We start from the raw sequence: 13,023 nt of genomic DNA on the forward strand, positions 1-13,023 counted from the left end.
GAACGGGATGACGATGTCCGGACCGCCCGCCGGGGATGCGGTGCTGTTGATGATGTGCAATGCGCCGGATGCAGGGGTCGCCGAGCGGATCGCGCAGGAACTGGTGGCGCGTGGGCTGGCCGCCTGTGTGAACGTCGGCGCGCCGGTGCTGTCCATCTACCGTTGGCAGGGCGCGGTCGAGCGCGCCGAGGAAGTGCCGCTGTTCATCAAGACCGTCCAGGCGCGCCGCGAGGCCGTGCAGGACGCGATCGCCGGCCTGCACCCCTACGACGTTCCCGAGATCGTCGCCCTGCCCATTACCCACGGATTGCCGGCCTACCTGGAATGGGTGCGGCAGGAAACGCAATGCTGACTTCCATGTTCTCCAAGCGGCCCGCGGGCCTGTTCGTGTCCTGTCTGCTGGTCCTCGCCGCATGGCTGGGGGCGCTTGCGCCGGCGGCGGCCGACGATTTCCTGCCGCCCGAGAAGGCCTTCCGGTTCTCGGCCCGCGCCGTGGCGCCCGACGCCATCGAGTTCGCCTGGCAGATCGCGCCGGGCTACTACATGTACCGCGAGCAATTCCGCTTCGTGGCCGACGCGGGCGTTGCCCTGGGCGATCCGCAATTGCCGCCCGGGAAGGTGAAGTTCGACCAGACCTTCGGCAAGGACGTCGAGACCTACCGCGAGCGCATCGCCGTGCGGGTGGGCATTCCCGCCGGCAGCGGGTTCGCGGTGACGGCCACGGGCCAGGGCTGCGCCGACGCCGGCCTGTGCTATCCGCCCACCGACCACAAGGTGCGCGTCTCGGCGGCGGCCGGTCCGGGCGAGCTGCCGCGGGTGGACGACGGCCGCGGCTTCGACTGGTCGGCGCTGGCCGGCAGCGATGACGTGGGGCTGGCGGGCATGCTGGAAGACAGCGGGCTGGCGCGCATTGCGCTGGTGTTCTTCGGCCTGGGTATCCTGCTGTCGCTCACGCCGTGCGTGCTGCCCATGGTGCCCATCCTGTCGGCCATCGTGGTCGGCGACGCCGCGGCCGCGCGCCGGCCGCGCCTGCGCGGGCTGGGGCTGGCGGCGATCTACGTGCTGGGCATGTCGGTGGTCTACACCGCCGCCGGCCTGCTGGCGGGCCTGAGCGGCGTCAGCCTGGCGGCGTCGCTGCAGACGCCCTGGGTGCTGGGCCTGTTCGCCGCGCTGCTGGCGGTGCTGGCGCTGGCCATGTTCGACGTGTTCACGGTGCAGATGCCGGCCGGTTGGCAGTCCTCGCTGTCGGCCCGGGCGGCGCGCCTGCCGGGCGGCCGGGCCACCGGGGCGCTGGCGATGGGGGCGGTGTCGGCGCTGATCGTCGGGCCATGCGTGGCGGCCCCGCTGGCCGGCGCGCTGCTGTACGTATCGCAGACGCGCGACGTGGTGCTGGGCGGCGTGGCGTTGTTCGCGCTGGCCTGGGGCATGGGCGTGCCGCTGCTGGCCGCGGGCGCATCGGCCGGAGCCTTGCTGCCCAAGGCGGGGCCGTGGATGAATGGGGTCAAGCGCTTTTTCGGCATGCTGCTGCTGGCCGTCGCCTGGTGGATGCTGTGGCCGGTGCTGCCGGGCAACGTGCAGATGGCGGGCTGGGCGGTGCTGGCCATCCTGGCCGCCGCGCTGCTGCACGCTTTCGACGGCCTGCCGGTGGATGCGGGCACGGGCCGCCGCCTGCTCAAAGGCGTCGGCGTCGTGCTCGCGCTGGCCGGCGCGCTGGAGGCGGTGGGCGCCGCCAGCGGGGGGCGCGAGCCTCTGCGGCCGTTGGCGCACCTGGCCGCGCCCGGATCGGCGCCGCGGGCGGCGAGCGGCGATGGGGCCGCCGACGGGTTCGTTCCAGAGCCGCGCGAGCCGGCCGGCGTGGAGTCTCCCGACGACGGCCTGTGGCAGCCGCCCGGTGCCGGCATGTCGCGCCAGGGCGGCGAGGTGGGCTTCGAGCGGATTCGCTCGGTGGCCGAGCTCGACGCGCTCGTGGCCGCGTCGGACCGCCCCGTCATGCTCGATTTCTATGCGGACTGGTGCGTATCCTGCAAGGAAATGGAGGCGCTGACCTTTCCGCGCCCCGAGGTCGCCGCGCGCATGTCGCGCTTGCGCGTGGTGCAGGCCGACGTGACCGCCAACAATGCCGACGACCGCGAATTGCTCAAGCGCTTCCGGCTGTTCGGCCCCCCCGGCATCGTGTTCTTCGCGCCTGGCGGCAAGCCTTTGCCACAGCGGGTGATCGGCTACCAGAATGCCGAGCGCTTCGCGCGCACGCTGGATGCGGTGCTGGACGGCGCCGGCGGCTGAGGGCAGGGCGCGAGCGTTTGCCGCCGCGCCGCTACAAGCGATCGCCCGGATCGGTATCCGGGTCGTGCCTGCCGGCGCGCAGCCCCGCCTTGCGTATGAGCGCCTCGGCGATGCGGTAGGGGCGGGTTTCGAGGAAGCGCCGCGCCGCGAACCAGGTCCACAATATGACCGCCAGGATCGCCATGCCGGCGATGATGCCCCAGAATGCCCCGCGGTCGTGGACGAAGGGCAGGTCGTCCACGTTCATGCCGAAGATGCCGGTGATGAGCGTCAGAGGCATGAAGATCACCGTGACCACGGTCAGGATGCGCATGATCTCGTTGGTGCGATGGGCGGTGGCGGAGAAGTGCAGCTGCACCGCGTTTTCCACCGACGACTCCATGCGCCGCGCGTGGCCCAGCACGCGGTTGACGTGTTCCATGACGTCGTTGATCCGCACCAGCAGCGCATCGCGCCGCAGTTCGAACGCGCCCGAGCCCCAGGCGTCTTCGCTGCGGTCCATGGCGGCGTCGCGCAATTCGGAGAGGGCGTCGTACTGTTCTTCGCAGGTGTTCTCGAGCCGGCGCAGCACGATTCGCGCATCCAGCAGCGCCAGCCAGTTGCGGAAACGGCCGTTGGGGTTGAGCAGTTCGCGCTGCCAGCGGTCGAGCTGGCGCGTGAGCGGCTGGCGCAGCGCCAGGTATTTGTCGACCATGCCGTTGAGCAGGCGCAGCATGAGTTCGGCGGGGCCGGCGGGCGGGCGCCCGAGCGAGGCGGGAGGGCCGGCGGCGCGTTCCGCCTGCCCCGCCGGCGCGGCCTGGCCGTCGGGATGGGCCAGGCGCTGTTTCATGTTCTCGCAGGTCGAGCTGTGGCCGTGGCGCACGGTGACCAGGGCGCGCTCCAGCACGAAGAAAGCCACCGGCTGGGTATGCAGGTTGGCCAGCAGCGGGATGCCGGCGCGGCCGTTGGCCTCAGGCCGTTGCGCGGCCTCGGGAGTGTCGGTGACGATGCGCCGGAACACCACCATCTCGTAGGTCAGCGTGTTGTCGAAGTACGAAGGGTGCGCCGGATTGGTGGCGTCCTGGAGGTGGAGGTCGTGCAGATGGACGCCGGTGAGCCGCTCGACCTCGTCGCGCCAGGCCTCCGGGCCGTTGGCGACTTCGTCGGCGCTGGCGTCTATCCACAGAAAGCCCGCGCCGCCATGCACCGCCGACGCGGTATGGGGCAGGGCCCCTCCGCTTTCCGGCAGCCAGAGCACGTCCATGCCGTCAGCCCTTGAGCTTGCGGGCGGCGTCGAGCGCGAAGTAGGTCAGGATGCCGTCGGCGCCGGCGCGCTTGAAGGCCAGCAGCGCTTCCATCACGACCTTGTCTTCGTCGAGCCAGCCGTTGGCGCTCGCGGCCTTGATCATCGCGTATTCGCCGCTGACCTGGTAGGCGAAAGTCGGGACGCGGAAAGTGTCCTTGACGCGCCGCAGGACGTCCAGGTAGGGCATGCCGGGCTTGACCATGACCATGTCCGCGCCCTCGCGCAGGTCCAGCGCGACTTCGCGCAGGGCCTCGTCGATGTTGCCCGGATCCATCTGGTAGGTGGCCTTGCTGGACTTGCCCAGGTTGGCGGCCGAGCCCACGGCGTCGCGGAACGGGCCGTAGAACGCGCTCGCGTACTTGGCCGAGTAGGCCATGATGCGCGTGTGGATGTGGCCGTTGTTCTCCAGCGCCTGGCGGATGGCGCCGATGCGGCCGTCCATCATGTCGCTGGGCGCGACGATGTCCACGCCCGCCTCGGCCTGCACCAGCGCCTGCTGGGTCAGCAGGCCGACGGTGCGTTCGTTCAGCACGTAGCCGTGTTCGTCGATCGGGCCGTCCTGGCCGTGGCTGGTGTAAGGATCCAGCGCCACGTCGCACAGCACGCCCAGCTCGGGAAAGCGCCGCTTCAGTTCGCGCACCACGCGCGGGACCAGGCCGTCCGGGCGGGTGGCCTCGCTGCCGTCGGGATCTTTCAGTTCCGGGGCGATGACGGGGAACAGCGCCAGCACCGGCACGCCCAGTTCCAGGCATTCCTCGGCCACCGGCAGCAGCGTGTCCAGGCTGTAGCGGTGCACCCCGGGCAGCGACGGCACGGGCTGGCGCAGCCCCTGGCCGTCGGCCACGAACACCGGGTAGATGAAGTCGTCGGCCGACAGCCGGTGCTCGCGCACCAGCCTGCGCGTGAAATCGTCGCGCCGCAGGCGGCGGGGCCGGCCGGCGGGGAAATCTGCGAATACTTCGTGTTGGCTCATAGCGGTTCCATCGTTCCAGGTCTTGCAATGCGGCAAGGCAGGCTTCGCCGCGCCGGTTCCCGCGCGCTCAGGGCGCGACTTGCGGCGACAGCCAGCCCTCGATGTGGGCCGTGGCTTCGTCCAGGCCGAGGCGTTGGGTCGAGGAAAACGGCACGGTATGCAGCGCGCCGATGGCCGCCAGTTCCTTCTTGACCGCGAACTGCGCCTTGATGCGCTGGCCGTAGGGAAACTTGTCGGCCTTGGTCAGCAGCGCCAGCACCGGCTTGCCGGAGGGGGCGATCCAGTCGATCAGGTTGCGGTCGAGGTCGGTCACGCCGCGGCGGATGTCCACCAGCAGCACCACCCCGGCCAGCGAGGCGCGGCCGCGCAGGTAGCCGCCCAGCACCTGCGCCCACTGCGTGCGGTCTTCCCGCGCCACCGAGGCATAGCCGTAGCCGGGCAGGTCCACCAGGTAGCCCAGATCGCGCTCGGGGTCGAGCGGGTCGGGCACGCCGAACATGTTGATGAGCCGGGTGCGGCCCGGCGTCTTGCTCGAGAAGGCCAGGCGCCTTTGCTGCGTCAGCACGTTGATGGCCGACGATTTGCCGGCGTTGGAGCGGCCGACGAAACAGACCTCCGGCGCGGACGGGGCGGGCAGCTGGTCCAGCCGGGCGGCGGACGTGGTGAAGTGGGCGCGATGAAGAATGGACACGGATGGGCGCCGCAGCGGCAAATATGAATACGGGACATTGTACGGCGAGGGGCCCTATTCGTATTCGGGCGTGTACCGGCCGGCGGGCGCATCCACCCTGGCCAGGCCCTGCTTGAAGAGCTGCTGGCGTTTCACGTAGCTCTCGGCGCCCTTGCGCAGGCGCGCGATGTCGTCGTCGGTGAGCTCGCGCACCACTTTGGCCGGCGCGCCCAGGATCAGCGAGCGGTCGGGGAACACCTTGCCTTCGGTGACGATCGCGCCCGCGCCGACCAGACAGTGCCTGCCGATGACCGCGCGGTTCAGCACCACGGCCTGGATGCCGATCAGCGTGCCGTCGCCGATCGTGCAGCCGTGCAGCATGGCCTGGTGGCCGATGGTGACGTAGTCGCCGACCGAGAGCTTGATCCCTTCGTCGGTGTGCAGCACGGCGCCTTCCTGCACGTTGCTGCCCGTACCCAGCACGATGTCGTCGTTATCGGCGCGGATCACTGCGCCCGGCCAGACGCTGGCATCCTCGCCCAGGCGTGCCTTGCCGATGACCGCGGCCTGCTCGGCCACGTAGGCCGATGCGGGGATGATGGGGGTGTCGATGCCCAGTGAATAGACCGCCATGAGTGTCGTCCTTTCGTCCTTGTCCGAATGCTTTTAAACTGGCTACGCCGTAACGGCTATAATAAGTGGTTGCGTAGAAAAGCAAACCAAACGAACAAATTCGCGGTAGACGAACGCGTTTGCCCCGGCGCGAGCCGGGACGAACGGATAAAAGGGGTAAGTGGGCCCCGCGGAGACGCCTGCAGGACACCTTCCTGCCGTGGCCGTGCCTTGATCGGGCGGTGCGGCCGGGACGGCCGGACTCCTGGTGGGAACGGCATCGAGCGGGGCATCCGTGAGTCGCGTAACCGTAGCCTGATTCAGGAACATAGGTCGAGGTCTTCATGAAGCGTGTGCTGTCCCAGATGCTTGTTGCCAGCGGTGCGATCTTCGGCGCCATGGCGATTGCGCCCTCCATGGCCGCCGATGCCGCGGCCCGTCCCAAGGTCGACGCGGCCAAGGGCGAGCAGCTCTTCACCAATGGCGATGAAGCGCGCAACATCATTTCCTGTGCCAGTTGCCACGGCCCGGGCGGCAACAGCCCCGGCGCCGCCAATCCCAAGCTGGCCGGCCAGCATCCCGAGTACATCTACAAGCAGCTGGTCAATTTCAAGGTCAAGGAAGGCGCCAAGAAGCCCGAGCGTGTCAACGCAGTGATGAACGTCAACGCCGCTCCCCTCACCGAAGAGGACATGCGCAACGTTTCCGCCTACTTGGGCACCCAGGCCTTGAAGCCGGCCTTCGCCAAGAACAAGGATACGGTCGAGCTGGGCCAGCGCATCTTCCGCTCCGGCATCGCCAGCAAGGGCGTTCCCGCCTGCGCCGCATGCCACGGGGCCACCGGCGCCGGCATCCCCTCGCAGTACCCGCACCTGGGCGGCCAGTTCGGCGAATACACCGAATCGCAGCTGGTGGCGTTCCGCAGCGGGGAGCGCCACAACAACACCCCCATGGCGGAGATCGCCGCCAAGATGTCGGATGCCGAGATCAAGGCCGTTTCCGACTACATCGCCGGCCTGCGCTGAAGCGTCCGCCGGAACCGCCGGCCGTGCGCATGGTCTGTGAAGGGGCGGGGTTTCCGCCCCTTTTGCTTTTCATTTTGGATGGCCATGCTGCCGGGGCGGTTCCGCCGGCGCGCAGTTCCGGGTCAGGCCCGTTTTCGTCAAGAGCATGATGTCTTCTTCCGCTTCCCGCCAGGCGCCCCGGCGCACCGCCGCCGAGCTGCTCGAACTGCTGGCCTCCATGCGCTTCGCGGTCAGCCTGCTGGTCTTCATCTGCCTGGCCAGCATCGTCGGCACCGTGCTCGTGCAGAACCAGCCGTCGAACAACTACGTCAACCAGTTCGGCGCGTTCTGGTACCAGGTGTTCGAGACGTTCTCGCTCTATCACGTCTACAACGCCTGGTGGTTCCTGCTCATCATGGCGTTCCTGGTGACGTCCACCACGCTGTGCCTGGTCCGCACCGCACCCAAGATGGTGCGCGACATGCGTTCCTTCCGCCAGAACGTGCGCGAGAACAGCCTGCGCGCCTTCCACCACCGCGCCGAATTCGCGTCGGCCCAGGCGCCGGAAGCGATGGCCGGGGCGGCGGCCGGGCTGCTCAGGCAGAAGGGCTATGCGGTGCGCACGCGCACGGATGGCGAGGCCGTGCTGGTGGCGGCCAAGACGGGCAGCGGCAATCGCCTGGGGTATATCTTCGCGCATACCGCGATCGTGGTCATTTGCCTGGGCGGGCTGCTCGACAGCGAACTGCCGATCCGGCTGCAGATCTGGCTGGCCGGCAAGCAGCCGCTGTTCGACAACATGGCCATCGCAGACGTGCCGCCCAGCGGCCGGCTGGGCGTCGGCAATCCCAGTTTCCGCGCCAACATCCTGGTGCCCGAGGGCGGGCAGACGCGCAGCGCCATCGTCATGGTCGACGACGGGGCGCTGGTCCAGCCGCTCCCTTTCACGCTCGGACTCAAGAAATTCATCGTCGAGTATTACTCGACCGGCATGCCGCGCCTGTTCGCCAGCGAGGTCGAGGTGACCGACCCCGAGACCGGCGAGCACTTCCCGGCCACGATCAAGGTCAATGAGCCGCTGCGCTACAAGGGCGTGACGGTCTACCAGTCCAGTTTCGACGACGGCGGCAGCACGCTCGAACTGACCGGCTATACGCTGCGCGGCACGCAATCCGCCAGCTTCCCGGTCGAGGGCAAGGTGGGCGAGTCGGCGAAATTGGTGGCCGAGGCGGCTGGCGGCAACGATGCGCTCAAAGATCTGACCGTCGAGTTCAGCGGGTTCCGTCCGATCAACGTCGAGAATTTCGCGGCGGCGCGTGTCGGCGCGGCCGCGCCCAAGGCGTTGCGCGAGCACGTCGCCTCGGTGACGGGCAGCGCGGCGCGGCCGGGGCAGAACGAGGATTTCCGCAACGTCGGCCCGAGCGTGCAGTACAAGCTGCGCGACGCGAGCGGGCAGGCGCGCGAGTTCCACAACTACATGCTGCCGGTCGAGGTCGACGGCGTGCCGGTGCTGTTGACCGGCGTGCGCGACAACCCGGACCAGGATTTCCGCTACGTGCGCATCCCCGCCGACGCGGAAGACTCCCCCAGGGAATTCCTGGCTTTGCGCGCCGCCCTGCAGGACCCGCAGGCCAGAGCGCTGGCGGCGCGCCGCTTCGCCATGGGCAATCGGCAGGCCGCCGGCGGCGGGGCCGACGAGGTCCTGACCGGGCAGTTGCAGGCATCGGCCGAGCGCGCCCTGGAGACCTTCGCCAACGGCGGCCTGCAGTCCATCGCCCGCTTCCTCGAGGGCAGCGTGGCGGCGGGCGAGCAGCAGCGCGCCGCCGACGTCGTGGTCAAGCTGCTGGGCGGGGCCGTCGCGGGGCTGCGCAGTGTCGCGCGCGAGCGGGCAGGCCTGCCGCCCGTCCCCGCTTCGGGTCCGCAGGCCGAGGCGGCCCATGCCTGGAACCAGGCCGCTGTGGCGGCGCTGTCGGACCTGTTCCTGTACCCGGCGCCGGTATTGCTGGGCCTGAAGGATTTCCATCACGTGCAGGCCAGCATTTTCCAGATGAGCCGGACGCCGGGCAAAAATGCGGTATACCTGGGGTGCCTGCTGCTGATCCTCGGCGTATTCTCGATGTTCTACATCCGCGAGCGCCGGGTCTGGCTGTGGATCAAACCCGGCGGGCCGGGCGCGCAGGCGCTGATGGCCATGACCTCGCAGCGTCGCACGATGGATTTCAACCAGGAATTCGAGCAGCTCAAGGCTGATATGTCCGCCTTGCCGCCGCATCACCAAGGGTAGAGAAACATGGAATTGACCTCTTCCACGCCGGGTGGCAGCCGGCGGATCGCCCGGCGGGGCCTGGAGGCGCCGCGCGGGCTGGACTGGACCGACGCCGCCTTCACCCTGCTGCTGGCCGCCGGCGCCGCCTTCGCGTTCCAGCGCGTGGGCGGCCTGATGGACTACTACGAGAAAGCCATCCTGGCGGGCGCGGTGGCGGCGCTGGCGTGGCTGGCCTGGCTGTGGCGGCCGCTGCGGGCGCTGATGGTCGCGGCGGCCGTGAGCGGCGGGCTGGCGGTCATGCTCTACCAGGGCGACCTGGCGCGCGCCGACCAGGCCTTCCTGCTCAAGTACCTGTTGTCTTCGCAGTCGGCCATCCTGTGGATGTGCACGCTGTTCGTGCTGGCTACGGCCTGTTACTGGATAGGCCTGGTCGCGCGCAGCGGCACGGCGGCCTGGCTGGGCACCGCGCTGACCTGGGGGGCGGTTTTCGCCGGCCTGACCGGACTGCTGGCGCGCTGGCACGAAAGCTACCTGCTCAGCCCCGACATCGGCTACATCCCGGTCAGCAACCTGTACGAAGTCTTCATCCTGTTCTCGCTGATCACCGCGCTGTTCTACCTGTACTACGAGCAGAAATACGATACGCGCAGCCTGGGCGGCTTCGTGCTGCTGGTGATCGCCTCGGCCGTCGCCTTCCTGCTCTGGTACACCTTCGACCGCGGCGCGCAGCAGATCCAGCCGCTGGTGCCGGCCCTGCAGAGCTGGTGGATGAAACTGCACGTGCCGGCCAACTTCATCGGCTACGGCACTTTCTCGCTGGCCGCCATGGTGGCGTTCGCCTACCTGGTCAAGGCGCACGGCCGGACCGGGTCGTGGGTACGGCTGGCGCCGCTGTTCGTGCTGGGCGTGGCGCTGGCGGTCGAGCCCATGGTGTTCCGCCAGACCGGCATGCCGGCCTACTGGATGGGCTATGCCGGCGTGGCGGCCGTGGTGGTCGGCGCGATCCTGCTGGGCCGGCGGCGGCTGGCCGAGCGCCTGCCGCCGCTCGAGGTGCTGGACGACATCATGTACAAGGCCATCGCGGTGGGCTTCGCCTTCTTCACGGTGGCCACCGTGCTGGGCGCGCTCTGGGCCGCCGACGCCTGGGGCGCCTATTGGCAGTGGGACCCGAAGGAAACCTGGGCGCTGATCGTCTGGCTCAACTACGCCGCCTGGCTGCACATGCGCCTGATCAAGGGCCTGCGCGGCAATGCCGCCGCCTACTGGGCGCTGGTCGGCCTGCTGGTGACGGGTTTCGCCTTCCTGGGTGTGAATATGTTCCTGTCGGGCCTGCACTCCTACGGAGAGCTGTAGCTTTTCGCCTGAATCTTTTTCCGGGCGCGGTGTCTATACTCGACGATGCCGTGGCTGGGGTGGCTTGCCGCGGGCTGGTACGGACCAGGAGCCCGTCATGTTGATACGCAGGTCGTCCGGCATACTGCCTTCCGAAATTACGCCCGAGGCGGTCTACCGCGACCGCCGCCGGCTGATGCTGCAGGCCGGGCTCGGGGCTTCGGCGCTGGGGCTGGCGGGGTGGAGCGGGCGGCAGGCGTTCGCGCAGGCCGCCGCGGGCGCCAAGCTGCCGGCTACGCGCAATCCCGCCTTCGTGGTGATGGACAAGCCCACCTCGCGCAAGGACGTCACCACCTACAACAATTTCTACGAATTCGGCACCGACAAAAGCGATCCGTTCAGCCGCGCCGGCCGGTTCCGTACGTCGCCCTGGACGGTGGAGATCGAGGGCGAGGTCGGGAAGCCGCTGCGCCTGTCGGTGGACGACCTGCGCAAGCTGGCGCCGCTGGAGGAGCGCGTCTACCGCCTGCGCTGCGTCGAGGGCTGGTCCATGGTGATTCCCTGGACGGGCTATGCGCTGTCCGCCCTGATCCGCAAGGCCGAGCCCACCGGGAATGCGAAGTTCGTCCAGTTCGTGACCGCAGTTCAGCCCGACACCATGCCGGGCCTGCGCACCGGGGTGCTGGACTGGCCCTACGTCGAAGGCCTGCGCATGGACGAGGCCATGCACCCGCTCACGCTGCTGACTTTCGGTGTCTATGGCGAAACCCTGCCCAACCAGAACGGCGCGCCGGTGCGGGTAGTGGTGCCTTGGAAGTACGGTTTCAAGTCGGGCAAATCGCTGGTGAAGATACGTCTGGTCGAGCGCATGCCGGAGACCAGCTGGGTGCGTTCCGCGCCGCAGGAGTACGGCTTCTACGCCAACGTGAACCCCGACGTGCCGCATCCGCGCTGGAGCCAGGCCACTGAGCGCCGCATCGGCGAGGACGGCTTGTTCTCGCCCAAGCGCAAGACCCTGATGTTCAATGGCTATGCCGACCAGGTCGCCAGCCTCTATCGCGGCATGGACCTGGCGCGCAACTACTGAGCGATGGCCGCGCCCTTCGCCCCGCCGGCCCGGCCCGTGCGCCCCAAGGGAACGCCTGCCGAGCCGCGCCTGTTCGGCATGCCCGTGGCGCGATTCAAGATCCTGCTGTTCATCGTCGGGCTGCTGCCGCTGGCGCGCTGGATCTGGCTCGCCGCCAACGACGGGCTGACCGCCAACCCGGTCGAGTTTCTGACGCGCTCGAGCGGGACCTGGACCCTGGTGGCGCTGCTGGCGACGCTGTCCGTCAGTCCGCTGCGCGTCTGGCTGGCCCAACCCGCGCTGCTGCGCGTGCGCCGCATGTGCGGGCTGTTCGCGTTCTTCTACGCCTGCCTGCATTTCACCACCTATGTCTGGTGGGACCAATGGTTCGACCTGACCGCCATGCTGCGCGACGTGGCGCGCCGCCCCTTCATCACCGCCGGGTTCGCCGCGCTGCTCGGGCTGCTGGTGCTGGCCGCGACTTCCACGCGCGGCTGGATGCGCCGGCTGGGGCCGCGCTGGCAGGCGCTGCACCGCCTGGTCTATGCCGTCGGCATGCTGGCCTTGCTGCACTACTGGTGGCAGAAGGCCGGCAAGCATGATTTTTTCGAGGTCTTTATCTACACTGTCGTATTCGCGGGGTTGATGGGCTGGCGGCTGGTGCGCTGGCGGCGGCGCAGGAACTGAAGGGCGCCTGCCGCGATCGCGCCGTTGGCCTGGGCTCCGGTGTTTCCGATACGACAACAAAAGGTGCCTCATGAACGAAGTCGAGGTCGACTCCAGCAAGCTGCAATCCGCCAAGAACCTCGCCACGGTCGTCTATGCGCTGCAGGCGCTGTCGCTGCTGATCGGCATCAGCGGCATCGCCGCCATCATCATCAACTACATCAAGCGCGACGACGTCGCCGGCACCTGGGTCGCCGGCCATTTCCGCTGGCAGATACGTACTTTCTGGTTTGCGCTCTTGTGGGCGGTGATCGGCTGGGTCACGATGTGGCTGTTCGTCGGCTGGATCGTCTGGTGCGCCGGCTATGTGTGGTTCATCTACCGGGTCGTGCGCGGCTGGCTGAACCTGAACGATGGCAAGGAAATGTACGCCGCTTGACGCAGAGGCGTTCGACGCCATGGCTGAGAGTATCGGTATTTGGGATTGAATCGCGCACCCTGGCCGCTACTGCGTCTCGTGCCCTCTGTGGGTGATGCAAAAAGCCTTTTATACTCGGCTTTCGTAGCAGCCCATGAAGGGCTGTGCTGCGGCTTTGTGTTTTGAATCGAAGGAGTCGATATGAGCAAGACCGAATTTTCGCAACACGTGGGGGGAAGCCCTCGCATCGAAGAAGACGATGCGGGCAAGCAGGCCTATTGCGCGCCTGGCCTGGTTCGGATGGGGACGTTGAAAGACATGACCCACTTCAATCTGGGCCCCGGCCCGGATGGGTCCAGCTCGGCAAGCTGATTCTCGCAGCTGCGCCTCTGCGGCAGCAGCTCGTCCTTGTCTGCTCGTCATTCTTGCCTGGGTGGCGCAAAAGCCT

13 protein-coding genes are annotated in these 13,023 nt (G+C 68.4%); 9 read left to right on the forward strand and 4 right to left on the reverse strand.

Annotated features, from left to right (window positions below):
• The first annotated feature begins 7 nt into the window (after nucleotides 1-7).
• Nucleotides 8-352, forward strand: coding sequence for a divalent-cation tolerance protein CutA (cutA, locus tag PIGHUM_RS06310; RefSeq protein ID WP_246012964.1), 345 nt, complete (start codon nucleotides 8-10; stop codon nucleotides 350-352).
• A complete protein-coding gene (dsbD, locus tag PIGHUM_RS06315; protein ID WP_246012965.1) occupies nucleotides 346-2,283 on the forward strand; it encodes a protein-disulfide reductase DsbD in 1,938 nt (645 codons plus the stop codon). Before cutA ends, dsbD begins: the two co-directional genes overlap by 7 nt.
• Before the next feature lie 31 nt (nucleotides 2,284-2,314).
• Here dsbD and PIGHUM_RS06320 read toward each other — a convergent pair whose 3' ends face one another.
• The 4 genes from PIGHUM_RS06320 to PIGHUM_RS06335 form a co-directional block, all read right to left on the reverse strand.
• The gene (locus PIGHUM_RS06320) at nucleotides 2,315-3,526 is read right to left on the reverse strand and encodes a magnesium transporter CorA family protein (RefSeq protein WP_124078541.1); all 1,212 of its coding nucleotides are present in this window, start codon (nucleotides 3,524-3,526) and stop codon (nucleotides 2,315-2,317) included.
• Between the two features lie 4 nt (nucleotides 3,527-3,530).
• Nucleotides 3,531-4,541, reverse strand: coding sequence for a porphobilinogen synthase (hemB, locus tag PIGHUM_RS06325; protein WP_124078542.1), 1,011 nt, complete (start codon nucleotides 4,539-4,541; stop codon nucleotides 3,531-3,533).
• A 67-nt stretch (nucleotides 4,542-4,608) separates the two neighbouring features.
• Nucleotides 4,609-5,232, reverse strand: a complete 624-nt coding sequence (gene yihA / locus PIGHUM_RS06330) for a ribosome biogenesis GTP-binding protein YihA/YsxC (RefSeq protein WP_124078543.1) — start codon at nucleotides 5,230-5,232, stop codon at nucleotides 4,609-4,611.
• Nucleotides 5,233-5,286: 54 nt separating this feature from the next.
• Entirely contained in the window at nucleotides 5,287-5,844 is a 558-nt protein-coding gene (locus tag PIGHUM_RS06335) for a gamma carbonic anhydrase family protein (protein ID WP_124078544.1), read from the reverse strand.
• A gap of 323 nt (nucleotides 5,845-6,167) precedes the next feature.
• Here PIGHUM_RS06335 and PIGHUM_RS06340 point away from each other — a divergent pair, with 323 nt between their 5' ends.
• The 7 genes from PIGHUM_RS06340 (at nucleotide 6,168) to PIGHUM_RS23865 (ending at nucleotide 12,947) form a co-directional block, all read left to right on the forward strand.
• Complete coding sequence (locus PIGHUM_RS06340) at nucleotides 6,168-6,848, forward strand: c-type cytochrome (RefSeq protein ID WP_124078545.1); 681 nt, start codon at nucleotides 6,168-6,170, stop codon at nucleotides 6,846-6,848.
• Nucleotides 6,849-6,996: 148 nt separating this feature from the next.
• Nucleotides 6,997-9,111, forward strand: a complete 2,115-nt coding sequence (locus PIGHUM_RS06345) for a cytochrome c biogenesis protein ResB (RefSeq protein ID WP_246012973.1) — start codon at nucleotides 6,997-6,999, stop codon at nucleotides 9,109-9,111.
• A gap of 6 nt (nucleotides 9,112-9,117) precedes the next feature.
• On the forward strand, nucleotides 9,118-10,446 hold the full coding sequence (ccsB, locus tag PIGHUM_RS06350; protein WP_124078546.1) for a c-type cytochrome biogenesis protein CcsB: 1,329 nt from the start codon (nucleotides 9,118-9,120) through the stop codon (nucleotides 10,444-10,446).
• A gap of 97 nt (nucleotides 10,447-10,543) precedes the next feature.
• Complete coding sequence (gene msrP / locus PIGHUM_RS06355) at nucleotides 10,544-11,512, forward strand: protein-methionine-sulfoxide reductase catalytic subunit MsrP (protein WP_124078547.1); 969 nt, start codon at nucleotides 10,544-10,546, stop codon at nucleotides 11,510-11,512.
• A gap of 3 nt (nucleotides 11,513-11,515) precedes the next feature.
• The gene (locus PIGHUM_RS06360; RefSeq protein WP_124078548.1) at nucleotides 11,516-12,178 is read left to right on the forward strand and encodes a protein-methionine-sulfoxide reductase heme-binding subunit MsrQ; all 663 of its coding nucleotides are present in this window, start codon (nucleotides 11,516-11,518) and stop codon (nucleotides 12,176-12,178) included.
• 70 nt (nucleotides 12,179-12,248) lie between these two features.
• Nucleotides 12,249-12,596 carry a DUF4870 family protein gene (locus PIGHUM_RS06365; protein WP_124078549.1) on the forward strand — a complete coding sequence of 116 codons (348 nt, stop codon included), beginning with the start codon at nucleotides 12,249-12,251 and terminating at the stop codon, nucleotides 12,594-12,596.
• A 180-nt stretch (nucleotides 12,597-12,776) separates the two neighbouring features.
• Nucleotides 12,777-12,947 carry a hypothetical protein gene (locus PIGHUM_RS23865; protein WP_160142182.1) on the forward strand — a complete coding sequence of 57 codons (171 nt, stop codon included), beginning with the start codon at nucleotides 12,777-12,779 and terminating at the stop codon, nucleotides 12,945-12,947.
• Nucleotides 12,948-13,023: the final 76 nt, after the last annotated feature.

Origin of the sequence: Pigmentiphaga humi (assembly GCF_900606115.1) — a bacterium.
Taxonomy (GTDB): Bacteria; Pseudomonadota; Gammaproteobacteria; order Burkholderiales; family Burkholderiaceae_B; genus Pigmentiphaga; species Pigmentiphaga humi.

Excerpts from the sequence above, each read along its gene's own strand:
- cutA (WP_246012964.1), top strand. The coding sequence starts at position 8 with ATGACGATGTCCGGACCGCCCGCCGGGGATGCGGTGCTGTTGATGATG.
- dsbD (WP_246012965.1), top strand. The coding sequence starts at position 346 with ATGCTGACTTCCATGTTCTCCAAGCGGCCCGCGGGCCTGTTCGTGTCC.
- PIGHUM_RS06320 (WP_124078541.1), bottom strand. The coding sequence starts at position 3,526 with ATGGACGTGCTCTGGCTGCCGGAAAGCGGAGGGGCCCTGCCCCATACC.
- hemB (WP_124078542.1), bottom strand. The coding sequence starts at position 4,541 with ATGAGCCAACACGAAGTATTCGCAGATTTCCCCGCCGGCCGGCCCCGC.
- PIGHUM_RS06335 (WP_124078544.1), bottom strand. The coding sequence starts at position 5,844 with ATGGCGGTCTATTCACTGGGCATCGACACCCCCATCATCCCCGCATCG.
- PIGHUM_RS06340 (WP_124078545.1), top strand. The coding sequence starts at position 6,168 with ATGAAGCGTGTGCTGTCCCAGATGCTTGTTGCCAGCGGTGCGATCTTC.
- PIGHUM_RS06345 (WP_246012973.1), top strand. The coding sequence starts at position 6,997 with ATGTCTTCTTCCGCTTCCCGCCAGGCGCCCCGGCGCACCGCCGCCGAG.
- ccsB (WP_124078546.1), top strand. The coding sequence starts at position 9,118 with ATGGAATTGACCTCTTCCACGCCGGGTGGCAGCCGGCGGATCGCCCGG.
- msrP (WP_124078547.1), top strand. The coding sequence starts at position 10,544 with ATGTTGATACGCAGGTCGTCCGGCATACTGCCTTCCGAAATTACGCCC.
- PIGHUM_RS06360 (WP_124078548.1), top strand. The coding sequence starts at position 11,516 with ATGGCCGCGCCCTTCGCCCCGCCGGCCCGGCCCGTGCGCCCCAAGGGA.
- PIGHUM_RS06365 (WP_124078549.1), top strand. The coding sequence starts at position 12,249 with ATGAACGAAGTCGAGGTCGACTCCAGCAAGCTGCAATCCGCCAAGAAC.
- PIGHUM_RS23865 (WP_160142182.1), top strand. The coding sequence starts at position 12,777 with ATGAGCAAGACCGAATTTTCGCAACACGTGGGGGGAAGCCCTCGCATC.